This window comes from Croceivirga sp. JEA036, from assembly GCF_011882165.1.
Lineage (GTDB): Bacteria > Bacteroidota > Bacteroidia > Flavobacteriales > Flavobacteriaceae > Croceivirga.
This window is the reverse complement of record NZ_JAATON010000001.1, coordinates 969666-986591: the sequence shown is the minus strand read 5'-3', so window position 1 is coordinate 986591 and position 16926 is coordinate 969666. Positions and strand designations below refer to the sequence as shown.

The following is a 16926-nucleotide window of genomic DNA, read 5'->3' as shown; positions in this document are numbered from 1 at the left end:
GTTACCAGAGTTCGGAAATTTCTTTTTTAACAAAAGCAAGTGCTGTTACAGAAGGAGACGACTTTTCCATTGTCTTATTAAGAATATCTTCTCTTAACTTGTCTGCGGTCTCAGATGAGCTCATGGCTGCAGAACGGATAGCTTGTATGGTAGCATTTTTTGCAGTCTTAATCACATTCCAGCATTCATCTGTCATATATATTTGCTGAGAAAGATTATGTTCAAACTCATTTTCAATTTGTTTGATGAGTAGGTTTTCATAGTTATTTTTATCTTGACCAATAGGCGCAACACGTACAATTAAATTATTAATGGCAATACGCTCTAAAAATAGAGCCATGCGCTCGTAAGCCTGTAGGCGTATAGGTAATGTTTCTTTAAGAGAATCCTTATGTAGTAAATACCTTCTGCGGCCGTCTTCATTCTTAGTATGCATTTTAAAAAAATAAAACGCTACAACTCCAGTTACCACTGCAGGTAATAAAAAGCCAAATAGTTGAAGGATATTCTCTGTACTCATAATCTTTTATTGTCTTTTGGTTATTTGCAATCTAGAACGCAAACCAAAATTAAAAAGTATGCAAAGAAGACTATAATTCTGGTTTTTCTATCAGAATACTGGCAGTTACTAGCAATTGCCCTAGATGCCGTTGACTATGTTCTGCCGCATGAAATATTAACCCTAGTACGTTGGTTGCTAATCGTTTTCTTCCTACAAATCTTGGCGCAGTAAAATGAGCTTCAGTCAATGTTTTAAAATAAGCCAATGCCTCTGTAACTTTTTGTTCAAAATTTTCTACTAGTACTTCTGGGCTGTATTTTTCATTAGCTTCACCTTCCGATTTTAAATAAAGAAATTGTTCTTCTGTAAGTGATTTTTCTTGTGCATAGGTTAATAATCTATCCAAAACACCCGTTAAGTGTTGGGCATGGAAACCTACAGAAGCTCTCTCACCAATCTTTTTCCAAAGTTTATCCTTTGGGAAATCTAGCAGAATTTCCTTTAATTCCCTTTGGGTTTGCAACAAGGCATGAGCAGCAGGTTGTGCTAAAACAGGAATGTCTGGCACAGGGCCAGACAACCAATATTCTTCTTGTGGCATTAGTATTATTTAAATTCTGATTTCATGGTGGTATAAAACCCCTTGTAATCTGGCGCTAAACGTATTTGTACCCCCTCAGAAAAGTTGCCATCTTTTGCTAATAATTGTAGCTTTTCCGCACCTATGCCTTCTATGGCAATAAGGCCGTTTGCAACGGCTTGTATTTGTTTATAGGTCAGGTCAAACTCCCCCGTAATATTTAACCCTTCTATTGCTACCGTTCTAGATGGATTTTTCTTAATAATTTCTGCAATTCTAGTTACCCAATCCTTACCAGTAGCAGTTAATGCGCTACCGCTATCTGAACCAAAAAGAGTAGGTAAACTGTTACTTATAACAATATCTCCTCCGGCAATACCAACGGTAGCCTCTGGACCTAAAGTTTGCTTGGCTTGTGTAAGTATGGCTATAGCTGTAGAATCATTGCTGCTAAAAGTATCTGTGATAATCCGCATTTGTTTTTCCTTAGCAGAAAGGGTTGCAAGAGCATTATTAACAGTTTCTGTATTTTTTTTAGAAATTTTAGAGAAATTGGTCAAATTCCCTAAGAGCGTCGTATTTGCATCTTTTAATTCGGTATTTTCTTTTTCTAGTAATTCCGATTTAGAAATGGCAGTATTCATTGTACGATTAACTCTTGAGAGGGAATCATTTAAAGAAACAATTTCTTTCTCCAATTCAGAAACTTTTGTAATGAGTTCACTCTTTTTTTGAGCATTGACTGAAGTCCCAATGAGGAATAGGGCAGTGGCTAGGGTAAAAATTTTTGTCATAAGCTGTTTATTGATATTTTCCACCTAAGTGGATGCAATTATAAAATTCATTTAAAGAGGTGAACGGCACCGCTGTTTTTTGATAACCGTAAACCGATTTTAAATCGCTGCTAAGGTAATCATCATCTACATTAACCTGTATATCTTCCATGGTAAATTGACAAGGATGTTCATAACCAGCAGCGTGAGTAATTTCTAAAAATTCTTTTCTAAAACTTTTAAAGTATTGTGCCAATCTTTCTGACTTTAATGGCACATTTATACCAGATTGAAGCCACTTACTTTGGGTGGCTACACCTGCCGGACAGCGATTGGTATGGCAAATTTGTGCTTGTATACAACCAATACTCATCATAGCTTCTCTTGCAACATTTATAACATCTACGCCCATGGCAAAAGCCATAGCAGCTTTAGCAGGAAACCCTAATTTACCACTGCCAATAAAAACAATTCGCTCAGTAAGGCCACGTTCTAGAAATAAGCGATAGAGACTACTAAAGCCATAAGTCCATGGTAAGGAAACATGGTCTGCAAAGCTCGGTGGAGCAGCACCAGTGCCGCCTTCACCACCATCTACTGTGATAAAATCTGGTCCTTTACCTGTTTCTTTCATTAAATCTGCCAATTCTTGCCATTGGTCTAGCTTACCAATGGCCCCTTTAATGCCCACCGGTAATCCTGTGGCTTCTGCTATCGATTCTATAAGTTGAAGTAATTCTGGAATATTACGGAACGCTTTATGGGTGGCTGGCGATAATACATCTTTGCCCATTTCTACATGGCGAATTTCTGCAATTTCCTTAGTAATTTTTGCTCCAGGCAATACACCGCCTTTTCCTGGTTTAGCTCCTTGAGATAGTTTTATTTCGATAGCTTTAATAGAAGGATTTTTTTCTACTAACTGTTTCATTTTTTCTAATGAAAAGTTGCCATCTGGGGTACGCACACCAAAATAACCCGTTCCAAAATGAAATACAACATCACCTCCTTTTTTGTGATAAGGGGATAAGCCGCCTTCTCCGGTATTATGATAAGCACCAGACAACCGCACACCATGATTCATGCTTTCTACAGCGGCCGCAGATAGTGAACCAAAACTCATGGCAGATACGTTGATTACAGATGCAGGTCTAAACGGCTTTTTTCTCTTATTATAAGCGCCTATAACCTTAGCGCAGGGTAGAAAATAAGGGTCTTTTTGGTTGATGTGGTTAGATGGTAATTGGTAACCAATCATAGCATTTTTTACAAATATGTGTTGATGCGCATAAATATCTCTATCCGTACCAAACCCTTCGTAATTATTTTCTTTTTTAGCCGATGCGTAAATCCATCCCCGTTCTATACGATTAAAAGGGAGTTCTTCTCTATTGTTGGCTACAAAGTATTGCCTCATTTCTGGGCCAATACTCTCTAACCAATAGCGTAAGTGCCCAACAATGGGGAAGTTGTGGGTTATGGTGTGTGCTCTTTGCAAGAAAATATCCCGAAAAGCTAATAATGCTAAAAAGAGTAAAATGTAGGCCCACCATGGTAAGGCCCCAAGCGTTTGTAATACGGATTCCATTTATATCGGTTTACATTACAAAAATGGTAAACTTTTAGAAATAGACATAAAAAAGCCCAAATCAGTCGTTGAAAAACTAATTTGGACTTTAGTATAAACCTTGTTAATTACTTTGCACTAAGATAGTCTAGCGTTAATTCTGTCATCGCTTTAACGCCTAATTGCATACCCGCATCATCTATTAAAAAATCTGGGGTGTGATGCGGAAAAGATTCTTTAGTACCTGGTGTCATTCCGCCTAAAAAGAAAAAGAATCCTGGAACCTCTCTCTGAAAATAAGAGAAATCTTCTGCCCCAGTAATTGCCTTTTGTAATTGTACATTATCAGAACCTGCAACTCGGTTAAGTGTCGGTAGCATTTGGTCTACCAACTTTGGGTCATTATAGGTTATGTCAGTTGCGTCTTTTATTTCGCAAGTAGCCTCACCACCGTATGCTTTAGCAATAGTAGCTACCATTTCTTTCATACGTTTATTAATATGGTCTTTCATGCCATAATCTAGTGTTCTAATGGTACCAATCATCTCTGCGCTTTCTGGAATAATATTAAAACGAACCCCACTTTTTATTTTACCTACGGTAATTACGGCCGCCTCATTAGTTAGCTCAGACTCTCTACTAATAATGGTTTGCAATCCATCTATGATTTTAGCACTAATTAAAATAGGGTCTACACCGCTCCACGGTTGGGAACCATGACTTTGTTTTCCCTTCACTTTAATAGTGAAACTTTGCGCTGCAGCCATTGTTCCGCCGGCTTTATAGCGTATCACACCTACGGGAGTTTCAGAATTGATGTGCAATCCAAAAATAGCATCTACATCTGGACTTTTTAACACGCCTTCTTTTACCATGAGTAGAGCACCGCCCTCTTCTCCTGGTGGTGGTCCTTCTTCTGCAGGTTGAAAGATGAATTTAACCGTGCCGTTAATTTTATCTTTGTTATTGGCTAAAACCTCTGCCACACCCATTAAAATTGCAGTATGCGTATCATGACCACAAGCATGCATAACACCAACTTGTTCTCCTAAAAACTCAGAAGTAACCTCTGATTTAAAAGGCAAATCATTACGTTCTGTTACAGGCAGTGCGTCTATATCTGCTCTTAGTGCTACAACTTTCCCAGGATTATTACCCTTAAGTACACCAACTACACCCGTATGAGCAACCCCTGTTTGTACAGCTATCCCCAAACTTTTAAGGTGCTTCGCAATTTTTTCTGCCGTTTTAAATTCCCGATTACTTAACTCTGGATTTTGGTGAATATCATGGCGCCATTCTATTACTTTAGATTCAATTTTTTCATAATCTTTATCAAGGTTAGGACCTTGACCATAACACAGGATGGTAAATAGTCCTGCTAAAGAAAAGCATAGTTTTTTCATAGTGTTAGTATTAAAATTTTATAAGTTGGTATCCTTGGTTTTGTAATTGTATTAAGGCCGTCATTGCAGATAAAGCAAGTTGTACACCAGGAATTAATTCGCTTTTCTCAATGTCTCTTCCTTTAGCAGATTGTCCGCAGAGAATGACGCTTACCTTATTTGATAGTAAGTCATGAATTAAAGGTTCGTTAGGATTATCTACAGCGTACCTTTTTCTATATGCCGTAGAAATCAATACATCCAGAGCAGCTTTGCCATGAACCACTAGTGCAACATGCAATTGCTCTTGAGGAACACCAGCTTGCCCGTGCATGTTTAAAAAGCGAGCTGCCGTTTCTAGACTTCGGTTTAAAGCGCTCGGGTCTTCAGGGCTAGAAAATACATCAAAAACGACTTTAAATTCAGATTCTACATTTGTTTTAAAATCAGGATTGGAAATTTTGTAAACAGCACCGAATTCAGAAATAATAGGACCAGTAGCTTTCTCTTGTGCAGAAAGCATCATCCCAAATAATAGAGCAAAAAGGTAGAAGAGCTTCATTTTCATGCCTTCTAAGGTATTTAAAAAAGTGAGAATAACAGGAATGTTTAAAACTATTAAATGCAAGATTTTAGTAAAAGTGCTAGAATGGCTAATTTCACGTTTGGTTTAATGTAAAGTACCATCCATGTCTTATATTGATGAGTTGAATGATGCCCAACGTGGTCCTGTATTACAAAAAGAAGGACCATTAATGGTAATTGCAGGAGCAGGTTCTGGTAAAACAAGGGTATTAACCTTTAGGATTGCCCATTTGATGGAACAAGGAGTAGATTCTTTTAATATTTTGGCGTTGACTTTCACCAATAAGGCGGCGCGAGAGATGAAACATAGAATTGCCACCATCGTTGGTAGTGCAGAAACCAAAAATCTTTGGATGGGAACGTTTCACTCTGTTTTTGCAAAATTACTTCGGTTTGATGGAGATAAGTTGGGGTACCCCAGCAATTTTACCATTTACGATACTCAAGATTCTCAGCGTTTAATTGCATCCATTATTAAAGAAATGGGATTAGACAAGGATATTTACAAATATAAACAGGTACAAAATAGAATATCGTCCTTTAAAAATAGCTTAATCACAGTTAAGGCTTATTTTAATAATCCAGAGCTTATGGAGGCAGATGCCATGGCAAAAAGACCTAGGCTTGGAGAGATATATCAGAATTATGTGGACCGTTGTTTTAAGGCGGGTGCTATGGATTTTGATGATTTATTGTTGCGTACTAATGAATTATTAAATCGTTTTCCAGAAGTACTTAAAAAATACCAAGAGCGATTTCAATATATTTTGGTAGATGAGTACCAAGATACCAATCACTCACAATACCTTATCGTAAAAGCGTTGGCAGACCGTTTTCAAAACATTTGTGTTGTTGGGGACGATGCCCAGAGTATATATTCTTTTCGAGGAGCGAATATTAGTAACATATTAAATTTTCAAAGGGATTATACAGATGCAAAAGTGTACCGCTTGGAGCAAAACTACCGTTCTACGGGTAACATTGTAAAGGCCGCCAATTCTGTTATAGAGAAGAATAAAAATCAGCTAGAGAAAGTGGTTTGGACCTCAAATGAGGATGGCAACCAAATAATTGTTCACCGCAGTCCTACAGATGCAGAGGAAGGCCGTTATGTGGCAGGTTCTATTTTTGAAAATAAAATGCAACACCAACTTCCTAATGGGGATTTTGCAGTATTGTACCGTACCAATTCTCAATCTAGAGCTATAGAAGATGCGTTGCGTAAACGAGATATTCCCTATCGTATTTATGGAGGATTATCTTTTTACCAACGTAAAGAAATAAAGGATGTTTTGGGTTATCTACGTTTGGTTATTAATCCAGCGGATGAAGAGGCACTTAAACGTGTTATCAATTTTCCTGCAAGGGGTATTGGCCAAACTACAGTAGATAAGTTGGTCGTTGCTGCAAATCATTATGGGCGTTCCATTTTTGAGGTTATGGAACATTTGGACCGCATCAACCTTAAAATAAATTCGGGCACCAAAAGAAAATTATCAGATTTTGTAACGATGATTAAGAGCTTCCAGATAATGAATGAGGGAGCAGATGCTTTTGCCTTAGCTGAGCATGTGGCCAAAAAAACAGGATTGCTCTTAGAGTTTAAGAAAGATGGTACTCCAGAAGGTATTGCCCGTATGGAAAATATAGAAGAGCTCTTAAATGGTATTAAAGACTTTGTAGAAGGGCAAAAAGAGGTAGCAGATGCAACAGGCAGCCTTACTGAATTTCTAGAGGATGTAGCTTTAGCCACAGATATGGATAAAGATACTGAGGACGAAGACCGGGTAGCGTTAATGACCATACACTTAGCTAAAGGATTAGAGTTCCCTTATGTTTACATTGTAGGCATGGAAGAAGATTTGTTTCCTTCTGCAATGAGTATGAATACCCGAAGTGAATTGGAGGAGGAGCGAAGGTTATTTTACGTAGCTCTTACCCGTGCGGAAAAGCAAGCCTATTTAACTTACACACAGAACCGTTACCGTTGGGGTAAATTAATAGATGCAGAACCGAGTCGTTTTATTGAGGAGATAGACGAGCAATTTATAGAAAGTTTAGTTCCTGTTAATGATGGATACCGTTATAAATCTTTGATTAACGATAACATCTGGGGAGAAGTAGATAAAAGTAAACTTCGCCAAGTAAAACCAGTAAGCGGAACACCACCTAAAGTACAAGGACCCAATGCTAATCAATTGCGCAAACTACGTAAATTAAAGCCTAATTTAAGTGAGTCTGCCAGTAGTACTAACAGCGCAGACCCAAATCTAATAGAAGGAGCAATGGTAAATCATACTCGCTTTGGTCGTGGTAAGGTGCTAAACATAGAGGGCGTTGGCAACGATAAAAAAGCAGAAATCCAGTTTGATAGTGGCAATATTAAAAAACTACTGTTACGTTTTGCCAAGTTAGAGGTTATAGGATAACCCTTAATCTATTTTGTTTAATATAGCGTTACTTGTAAGATTAGTAGGTAGACTAAATATAAAAGCGCTTCCTTTTCCTTTTTCTGAGTCAATCTCTAAGGTACCACCATTACGCTTTATAAAATCTACACAGATAGAAAAGCCCAATCCATTACCTTCTTCATTATGAGTGCCTTTGGTTGTTAACCCTTCTTGATTACTATTTAGTAGCGCCTGTACCTGAGATGTGGTCATGCCAACACCTGTATCCGATACTTTTATGTACAGTTGTTCTTCTTTATTATGTACGGTTACTGCAATACAATCTCCTTGAGTGGTATATTTAAGTGCATTACTCATTAGATTTCTTAAGATAAAATCTACCATATCCTTATCCGCATAAGCTTTATGCACTTCTGTAGGTAAATAAATTAGTTCTACACCTTTACGGTACGCTCCATCTTGGAAAAGCTCAATATTCTTTTGTATCACTTTGTGTAAATCAAAAGACCGTTTAGAAATTTCATGGTCACTCATTTGCGTTTTTGCCCAGTTTAGTAGGTTGTCTAATAGCAACTGTAAATTTTGGGTAGAATCTAATAGGTATTTGGTAAATACCGATTTTTCTGCCTCGCTAAGTCCCTTATTTTGGTCTATAACTTGTGCCAGTGAAAGAACGTTGCCCGTGTGCCCTTTTAAATCATGAGAGACAATAGAAAAGAATTTATCTTTAATTTTTGAAGCTTCCTTTAGCTCTACTTCAGATTCTGCTAATAGGGAATTTAAACTGTTAAGTTCTTCGTTCTTTAAATTTAAATGGGTAATCTGATTTTGAATTTTTTGCACCAAATTATCGTAAGTTTTAGATAGTTTATCTAATTCTTCAGAATTGGTATCGACCGTTACTTTTGTACCCAACTTAAAATCGTTTTCTACAATGTGATCCATGTCGGTAATTAATTGTTTAATCGGTTTAACTATGTAACCAGAAAAAACAAACGCAAAAACGATTAGAAATAAGAAAGTGATCAGTAGAAAAAGAATAATGAAAGATTTGATTTTATTAATCAGTAATTCAAGGTCTTCATTTAAAACATCATAGAGTTTGGTAATATTCGCATTCAATAACTGATTAAGCTCTTTGGTTTGAAAGAGTAGGCCCGTGTTTGCATCTCCAATAGCGGACTCTAACTGTACTATTTTATTAAAATTAGTTAAATAGGCCTCCAAAACAGTGATGGATTTTTTATTGGTCTCTATATCTTTCGTTAATCGTAATAATATACTATCTCCCATTTGGTTTAATGCATTGGCGTAACTTAAATCTGAACGTAAAAAATAATCTTTTTCTTTACGTCTTAGAGAAAGGTTTTCTATTTGGGTTAAGGTTGTAGTATCATTCTCTAAACTTCTTATATGTTTACGCATTTCGCCCTCCAACCCATAATCTTCAAAGCCACGCTCTCTTTTAAGACGTATAATCTCATTTACGTAATTATCTAAAGAATGTAATTTATTGGTAATATCTTCTACCCTTAAATCTACTACTTGGCTAGTTACTATAGATGTGGTATTAATAGCCTCTAATGCAATCCGTGCATTTTGCATGTAGTTTCTGTAGCTGAGCAAATTAGCAGTAGAGTCGGTAGTGTAGAAAGCATCTAATTTAGGGTCCTCTTCTATTAAGATATTAAATGTATTGACAGCTTTTAATCTATTTATATTGAAAAATGCTACCTGCTCTTTTAAATTTCTAGCAGTTTCAATATCTTTCATTGAGTTGTAGGTAAATAGAATAACAGGTGCCGTAATTAGGCATAAGGTTAAAAAGGCCAATAAAATTCGTCCTCTAATGGTATTCATAATTTGGGTGTTTGGGCATAACCTTAACGCATATTGTAGGTTAAGTATTTTATAATTGTAGAAAAAAGATTACAAAAAATATTGTTATGGCAGAATTTATCAAGTTATATAATGAAAATCCTGACCCTAGAAAAATTGCGCAAATTGTACAAGTTTTACGTAAGGGAGGTTTGGTTATTTACCCCACGGATACCGTTTATGGTTTGGGGTGCGATATTAGTAATACAAAAGCTTTAGAGAAAATTGCTAGGATTAAAGGGATAAAATTAGCTAAAGCCAATTGGTCCTTTATTTGTGCAGATTTAAGTAATTTATCGGATTATGTAAAACAGATAGACTCTCCAACATTTAAATTACTAAAGAGAGCGCTACCAGGACCGTACACCTTTATTTTGCCTGGTAATAATAATTTACCCAAAGAGTTTAAAAAGAAAAAAACAGTAGGTATACGTATACCTGATAATAATATTGCAAGAGCTTTAGTACTAGCTTTAGGAAACCCAATAGTATCTACCTCTATAAAGGACGATGATGATATTTTGGAATATACTACAGATCCTGAATTGATTTTGGAAAAGTGGGATAATCTAGTAGATGTGGTAATAGATGGTGGTTATGGTGATAATGTACCCTCTACTGTAATAGATGTGTCTGATGGGGACTATGTAGTGGTTAGAGAAGGCAAAGGCGCTACAAATATTATTTAAACAAAAAAACGGCTCCAAAATGGAGCCGTTTTAATTTTCTTTTGGTATTTAACGTTTATTTACCGCTACCACCAATTGCAGGGTCTTTCATTCCCTCTTCAATCATGCTGTAGAATTGGTCTAATTTAGGAAGTACTACAATTCTAGTTCTTCTATTTTTTGCTCTATTGGTAGCAGAATCATTACCTACTAAAGGAATATGGTAACTACGACCAGCAGCTGTCATTCTAGCTGGATCTACACCAAAATCGTTTTGTAAAATTCTAACTACAGAAGTAGCACGTTTTGCACTCAAATCCCAGTTATCTAATAAAACACCTTTACGGTACGGTACATTATCTGTATGTCCTTCTACTAAGAATTCAAAATCTGGTTTGTTGTTCACCACTTTTGCAACCTTACCTAAAACTTGTTTAGCCGCGGAAGTTACATTATAGCTACCACTACTAAATAATAATTTATCAGAAATAGAAACAAATACAACACCTTTTTCTACGCTAACCTCAATGTCTTCATCATCAAGATTTCCTAAAACACCTTTTAAACTCTGTACTAAAGATAGATTAACAGAATCTCTTCTGGTCACTGCATCTTGTAGTTTACGTATTGTTAAGTCTTTTTCCCTTAAACTTTCTAAAGATTTCTCCAAGTTTTCAGCTCCTTTTGCTGTTAAAGTGGTTAAATCTCCCATATTATTTATCAACTCCTGATTATTTGCTTTTAAGAATGCATTTTGCTCTTCTAGAGCATTCATTCTAGAGGTAGCATTTGCTTTTTCATCCAAACAATCGTTTAATTTAACGGTTGCAGAATTTAAAAGGTCAGCAGTTTCATTGTGTTTTGCTTCAAGTTCAGCATATTTCTTCTGAGAAACACAAGAACTTAAAAGGATAGCTATCCCAAGAGTACCCAGTACTATTTTTTTCATAATAAACTTAAATTTAATTTACGCTAGTCTAATCAAAATTATACAAATTGAAAGCTCTTAACATTGTGCCTTAGTTAATCTTTTACTAAAATGTTAAAATGCTTTATATGATGTACGAAATAAGACCACACTATGGATTTTACGAAATAGTATTTTAATATAAAATTAGCTTTTTCTCGCTTTTTATACATGCTTCTAACATTACGATAAAAGCTGAGGTGTGCCCTTAAAATGGCCCACGCATGCCAACCTCTGAGCTGTAGTAAAAAACGTGCTGCTGCAATACCATCTAAAACTAACCTAATAAAAATAATTACAAATGCCTGTCTAGTAGGTAGGTTTTTAATGACCGAATAAAGTGAGTTTCTAAAATTGAGAAAGGTTTTATTTGGATTACTATTTTTTAATGTTGAGCCACCTAAATGATACACCGTGCTATGACCGTTGTAAAACACCTTATACCCAGCATTTTTAGCTCGCCAGCATAGGTCTATTTCTTCTTGGTGCGCAAAATAATCGGCATCAAAGCCTTTAAGTTCCCAAAACACTTCTTTTCTAAAAAACATACAGGCTCCTGTAGCCCAAAACACTTCTGTAATATCGTTATATTGACCTTGGTCTTTTTCTAAAGTTTGAAAAATTCTACCTCTACAAAATGGGTATCCGTATTTATCAATAAATCCACCAGCTGCTCCAGCGTACTCAAAGTATTCTGGTTGGCGTAGGTCTAAAATTTTAGGTTGAGCTATAGCAATATTGGAATCCTCAGTAAACATTTGCACCATAGGTTTTAACCAATCGGCGCTCACTTTTACATCAGAATTAAGTAAGCAGTATATATCGGCATCAATAATTTGTAATCCTTCATTATACCCCCCTGCGAATCCGTAGTTTTCTTTATTGATAACTAACCTAACTTCTGGAAATTTTTCTTTTACCATGCTAACCGAATTATCGGTAGAGGCATTATCTATAACGTAAACATCGGCATTGGGTGAGTGCTCCAATACGTTGGGGAGATAGGCTTCAAGTAAAGCAGCTCCATTCCAATTTAATATGGCAATTGCAATTTTCAAAACGGGAGCAAATTAACGGCTAAAATCAGGAATATCCTTTAGAAATACATATTTTTCCGCTTTGTTATCCATTTGACAGTAGTAGTGCTGCAAACCATTTGTCACCATTAAATAGTCAGACGCAACATTCATGTTGTAAATAGCTATTTGGTTAAACGTATTTTGTGTAATGTTTACTTCTGGCGCTTTGCACTCCACTAAGATAGAAATACTACCGTTTGGTTTAAATACTACAACATCGTAGCGTTTTTTTAATCCGTTGATTATAAGTTGTTTTTCAACATTAATAAGCGTTTTTGGATAGCCTTTAATTGTAATTAAATTATGCACTACATGTTGCCTTACCCATTCTTCTGGCTGCAATACCACAAATTTTTTTCTGATGATATCAAAGACATGGAGCCGATTTTCGGTACTTTTAAACCGAAATTCAAAATTTGGGAAGTTCAGATTTTGCATATGCAAAAATCTAGTTTTTTTTTAAATGGAAGAAGCCAAAAAAATTGTAGGGGATATTAAAAACAAGAAAATAGCGCCAATCTATTTTCTTATGGGAGAAGAACCCTATTATATAGATAGGATTACGGATTATATTGCTAAAAATGTATTAACAGAAGAAGAGCAAGGCTTTAATCAGATGACGGTGTATGGTAAAGATACCACCGTGGATGAAATTGTCTCTAATGCTAAACGATTTCCCATGATGGCAGAATATCAGGTGGTTATTGTTAAAGAGGCACAACATTTATCTAGAACTATAGAGCAATTAGCAGAATATGCTAAGAATCCCCAGCCTACCACTGTTTTAGTATTTAATTACAAGTATAAAAAGCTAGATAAACGCAAAAAGGTTTACAAGGAAATAGCTAAGACAGGAATCATCTTTGAAAGTAAAAAACTTTATGAAAATCAGGTAGCTGATTGGATAAGGCGTGTTTTATCTGGTAAAGGCTATAAAATTACACCCAAGGCAGCTGCTTTGTTGGTGGAGTTTTTGGGTACGGATTTAAGTAAAATTAGCAATGAATTAGAGAAGCTGTATTTAGTATTAAAAAAGAATACAGAAATTACAGCGGATAACATTGAAACCCATATTGGAATTAGTAAAGACTACAATAATTTTGAATTAAAGAAAGCGGTAGGGGAGCGCAATTTTGAGAAAGCCTCTAGAATAGTTGCTTATTTTGCTCAAAACCCAAAAGACAACCCGTTTGTGGTTACAATTTCTCTTTTAAATAATTTCTTTATACAATTATTACAGTATCATGGATTAACAGACCATTCTCAAAGAAATGTGGCAAGTTCACTAGGCGTTAGTCCTTATTTTGTAAAAGAGTATCAAACAGCTGCTAAAAACTATCCCATGAAACGTATTAGTGGCATAATCGCGGGTCTAAGAAAACTAGATTTAATGGGTAAAGGATTGGGAGCGCAAAATTTATCACAAGCAGATTTACTAAAAGAACTTTTAAACACAGTCTTTTAGCAATCAATTAGGCATTCATAGACCGAATTACTTTCGGTCTATGCCAAATTTTCCGGGACCTACTAAACTTATCACAACAAAAATTACAGCATACAACAATGCTAATTCTTTTTTACCTAAAGGATCCGCACCATGAACAACAAAAGCCGCGACTAACATGGTAAATGCTACAGGCATAGCAGCTATTCTAGACTTATAACCTAGAATCACTAAAATAGGGGCAATAAATTCCGCAATCACAGTTAAAAATAAAGAGGGTGCCTCACCGATACCTAATGGATTAGCAAAAGTAAAATCACCAGAAATTAATTTTTGAAATTTAGGGAATCCATGAGTCATCATCATTAAGGAAGGTACAATGCGTAATAACGCCAAACCTATGTCTTTCATAAGAGCATATATTTTTCAGGGGGATTTAACAATACCCTTAAAATTATAAAAAGTGAACCGTCTTAAATTAGACCATTCACTTTAGTAATTAACAATTTTATTAAAAATTATACCGACTAGCGTAGTTTAGGAAAATTAGTTGGGTTGGCCTCGTGCATAATACTATAGATTTTTTCAAAAATATCTTCTTCATTGGGTTTAGAAAAATAATCGCCATCTGTAGCATAAGCGGGCCTGTGCGCTTTAGCTGTTAACGTTTGGGGTGCACTATCTAAATATTGATAGGCACCTTGCTTTTCCACAATCTCTTGTGTTAAATAGGCAGAACAGCCGCCAGGCACATCTTCATCTATTACAAGCAACCTATTAGTTTTCTTAACGCTTTGAATGGTATCATGATTTATATCAAAAGGCAATAAACTTTGTGCATCTATCAATTCTACATCTATACCAACAGCAACCAATTCTTTAGCAACTTTTTCTACAATTCTTAAGGTAGAGCCATAAGAAACTACTGTAATATCCTTTCCTTCTTTTATGGTTTCTACTACACCAATAGGCGTTTTATACTTCCCGAGATTGTTTGGTTTTTTCTCTTTTAAGCGATAACCGTTTAAACTTTCTATGACTAGTGCAGGTTCGTTGGTCTCTAACAAGGTGTTATAAAAGCCAGCTGCCTGCGTCATATTTCTTGGGGTAAGTATGTACATGCCGCGCAATAAATGGATAAGCCCACCCATCTGTGACCCAGAATGCCAAATACCTTCTAAACGGTGCCCTCTAGTTCTTATGATTAAAGGAGCTATTTGCTTACCAACAGTACGGTAACTTAAGGTTGCCAAATCATCACTCAAGGTTTGTAATCCGTATAAGATATAATCTAGGTACTGTATTTCTGCAATTGGGCGTAAACCTCGCATGGCCAGACCAATACCTTGCCCTACAATGGTTGCTTCTCGTATTCCTGTATCAGATATTCTTAAATTACCATATTTGCTCTGCAAACCTTCTAGTCCCTGATTTACATCGCCAATTTTACCAGCGTCTTCTCCAAAGACCATGGTATTTGGATACTTGCTAAAAAGCTGGTCAAAATTGTCTCTTAGGATAACACGGCCATCTACTTCTTCTGCATTTTCATCGTAAGTCGGCGCTATTGGAGTAACTGTGGTAGCATTAGTAACAAAACTATTGTGTAAATCACTGCTATATTTTTCTTGGCTCTCTAACATAAAGCCATCTAACCATGTATTAAAATTGGTTTTAGCGGTAGAATTTTCACCAATAACATAACGTAACGCTTTGCGTGCCATGCTGGCAATGTCTTTTTTAATGGGCTCATCAATAGCAATTAAATCATTTTTAATCTTGTTGATAAACACTTTATTGGCACTAGCGTTTGCTAACTGGTCTAAATGCGCTACCAATTCCTTTTTATTTTGAATGATAGGTGCTAAAAATTCTGCCCAAGCTTCTTTTTTCGCATTTCTAACATCTATTTTACATTGTTTTTCTAATGCTTTTAATGCGGCATCATCAGCAATATTATTTTCTATAATCCACTCCCGAAAACGCTTGTTACAATCATTTTCTTTTTCCCATTCTAGGCGCTCTGCGCTTTTGTAACGTTCATGAGAACCAGAGGTGGAATGTCCCTGAGGTTGGGTTAATTCTGTTACGTGAATAAGCACTGGAACATGTTCCTCCCGGGCAATATCAGAAGCGTTTTCATACGCATGGATAAGGGCAGTATAATCCCAACCTTTTACTTTGATTATTTCGTAACCATTGGCATCCTCATCTCGTTGAAATCCTTTTAAAACTTCAGAAATATCGCTTTTAGTCGTGTGGTATTCTGCTGGTACAGAGATGCCATAAGCATCATCCCAAACACTTATAATCATTGGTACTTGCATGACTCCCGCAGCGTTAAGCGCCTCAAAAAAGTGTCCTTCAGAAGTACTGGCGTTACCAATAGTACCCCAAGCAACTTCATTACCATTGTTAGAAAAGTTGGTTTGGTCTATGCCTGCAACATTCCTGTAGATTTTTGATGCTTGTGCAAGCCCAACTAAACGTGGCATTTGCCCAGCAGTACAAGAAATATCTGCACTACTATTAGTTTGTGCGGTTAAATTTTTCCATGTACCATCTTCATTGATACTATGGGTTACAAAATGTCCGCCCATTTGCCTACCAGCACTCATAGGTTCTTTTTCTAGGTCCGTGGTGGCATACAATCCGTGGAAAAACATTTTAGCATTTAAATGCCCCAACGCCATCATAAAGGTTTGGTCTCTGTAGTACCCACTTCTAAAGTCTCCGTTCTGGAAAGCTCTAGCCATAGCTAGTTGTGGAAGTTCCTTACCATCACCAAATATTCCAAATTTGGCTTTCCCCGTCAATACTTCCCTACGTCCTAGTAAGCTGCATTCCCTGCTGATTAAGGCGACTTTATAATCACTTAGAATTTGATTTTTAAAGTCATCAAAAGAAATTTCGTTGCTAGTTTTTGGGTCTGTATTCATAAGCTGGACTGATTTTCTGCAAAATTACTAAAAAAGATGCATTCAACGTAACGACAGAAGTCATAAAATATTTTGAAAATCGTAATTTGATGCAGTTTGAATTATGAATAGTTTAAAAAATAATTAAAATATCGTCCTTTGGATGATG

Annotated in this window: 15 protein-coding genes; 3 read left to right on the top strand and 12 right to left on the bottom strand. The window is 36.2% G+C overall.

Annotated elements, in window-relative coordinates; genetic code table 11:
- Position 1: 1 nt before the first annotated feature.
- The 6 genes from HCO57_RS04025 to HCO57_RS04000 all read right to left on the bottom strand — a co-directional run bounded on the left by HCO57_RS04025 (position 2) and on the right by HCO57_RS04000 (position 5369).
- Positions 2–520, bottom strand: coding sequence for a hypothetical protein (locus HCO57_RS04025; RefSeq protein WP_136949785.1), 519 nt, complete (start codon positions 518–520; stop codon positions 2–4).
- A gap of 70 nt (positions 521–590) precedes the next feature.
- Complete coding sequence (locus HCO57_RS04020) at positions 591–1103, bottom strand: DinB family protein (RefSeq protein WP_167987947.1); 513 nt, start codon at positions 1101–1103, stop codon at positions 591–593.
- A gap of 5 nt (positions 1104–1108) precedes the next feature.
- Entirely contained in the window at positions 1109–1876 is a 768-nt protein-coding gene (locus HCO57_RS04015) for a hypothetical protein (protein WP_167987946.1), read from the bottom strand.
- Between the two features lie 7 nt (positions 1877–1883).
- Entirely contained in the window at positions 1884–3443 is a 1560-nt protein-coding gene (locus HCO57_RS04010; protein ID WP_167987945.1) for an FMN-binding glutamate synthase family protein, read from the bottom strand.
- A 107-nt stretch (positions 3444–3550) separates the two neighbouring features.
- Positions 3551–4828: an amidohydrolase gene (locus HCO57_RS04005; RefSeq protein ID WP_167987944.1), complete on the bottom strand. Its 1278-nt coding sequence runs from the start codon at positions 4826–4828 to the stop codon at positions 3551–3553.
- Positions 4829–4838: 10 nt separating this feature from the next.
- A complete protein-coding gene (locus HCO57_RS04000; RefSeq protein ID WP_245167533.1) occupies positions 4839–5369 on the bottom strand; it encodes a DsrE family protein in 531 nt (176 codons plus the stop codon).
- 127 nt (positions 5370–5496) lie between these two features.
- On the opposite strand from HCO57_RS04000, the gene HCO57_RS03995 reads away from it, so the two are divergent.
- Entirely contained in the window at positions 5497–7821 is a 2325-nt protein-coding gene (locus tag HCO57_RS03995) for an ATP-dependent helicase (protein ID WP_167987943.1), read from the top strand.
- A 3-nt stretch (positions 7822–7824) separates the two neighbouring features.
- Here HCO57_RS03995 and HCO57_RS03990 read toward each other — a convergent pair whose 3' ends face one another.
- Positions 7825–9663, bottom strand: coding sequence for a sensor histidine kinase (locus HCO57_RS03990; RefSeq protein WP_167987942.1), 1839 nt, complete (start codon positions 9661–9663; stop codon positions 7825–7827).
- 86 nt (positions 9664–9749) lie between these two features.
- Here HCO57_RS03990 and HCO57_RS03985 point away from each other — a divergent pair, with 86 nt between their 5' ends.
- Entirely contained in the window at positions 9750–10370 is a 621-nt protein-coding gene (locus tag HCO57_RS03985; RefSeq protein WP_167987941.1) for an L-threonylcarbamoyladenylate synthase, read from the top strand.
- Between the two features lie 55 nt (positions 10371–10425).
- On the opposite strand, the gene HCO57_RS03980 is transcribed toward HCO57_RS03985, so the two are convergent.
- From HCO57_RS03980 to HCO57_RS03970, 3 genes are all read right to left on the bottom strand, one after another.
- Complete coding sequence (locus tag HCO57_RS03980) at positions 10426–11298, bottom strand: flagellar motor protein MotB (protein WP_136949793.1); 873 nt, start codon at positions 11296–11298, stop codon at positions 10426–10428.
- 74 nt (positions 11299–11372) lie between these two features.
- Positions 11373–12374: a glycosyltransferase family 2 protein gene (locus HCO57_RS03975; RefSeq protein ID WP_167987940.1), complete on the bottom strand. Its 1002-nt coding sequence runs from the start codon at positions 12372–12374 to the stop codon at positions 11373–11375.
- A 12-nt stretch (positions 12375–12386) separates the two neighbouring features.
- Positions 12387–12833, bottom strand: coding sequence for a type I restriction enzyme HsdR N-terminal domain-containing protein (locus HCO57_RS03970; RefSeq protein WP_167987939.1), 447 nt, complete (start codon positions 12831–12833; stop codon positions 12387–12389).
- A gap of 25 nt (positions 12834–12858) precedes the next feature.
- Here HCO57_RS03970 and holA point away from each other — a divergent pair, with 25 nt between their 5' ends.
- Positions 12859–13860: a DNA polymerase III subunit delta gene (gene holA, locus HCO57_RS03965; RefSeq protein WP_167987938.1), complete on the top strand. Its 1002-nt coding sequence runs from the start codon at positions 12859–12861 to the stop codon at positions 13858–13860.
- Between the two features lie 27 nt (positions 13861–13887).
- Here holA and HCO57_RS03960 read toward each other — a convergent pair whose 3' ends face one another.
- Both HCO57_RS03960 and HCO57_RS03955 read right to left on the bottom strand, forming a co-directional pair.
- Positions 13888–14250: a DoxX family protein gene (locus HCO57_RS03960; RefSeq protein ID WP_167987937.1), complete on the bottom strand. Its 363-nt coding sequence runs from the start codon at positions 14248–14250 to the stop codon at positions 13888–13890.
- Between the two features lie 116 nt (positions 14251–14366).
- Entirely contained in the window at positions 14367–16778 is a 2412-nt protein-coding gene (locus tag HCO57_RS03955; RefSeq protein WP_167987936.1) for a thiamine pyrophosphate-dependent enzyme, read from the bottom strand.
- Positions 16779–16926 lie beyond the last annotated feature (148 nt).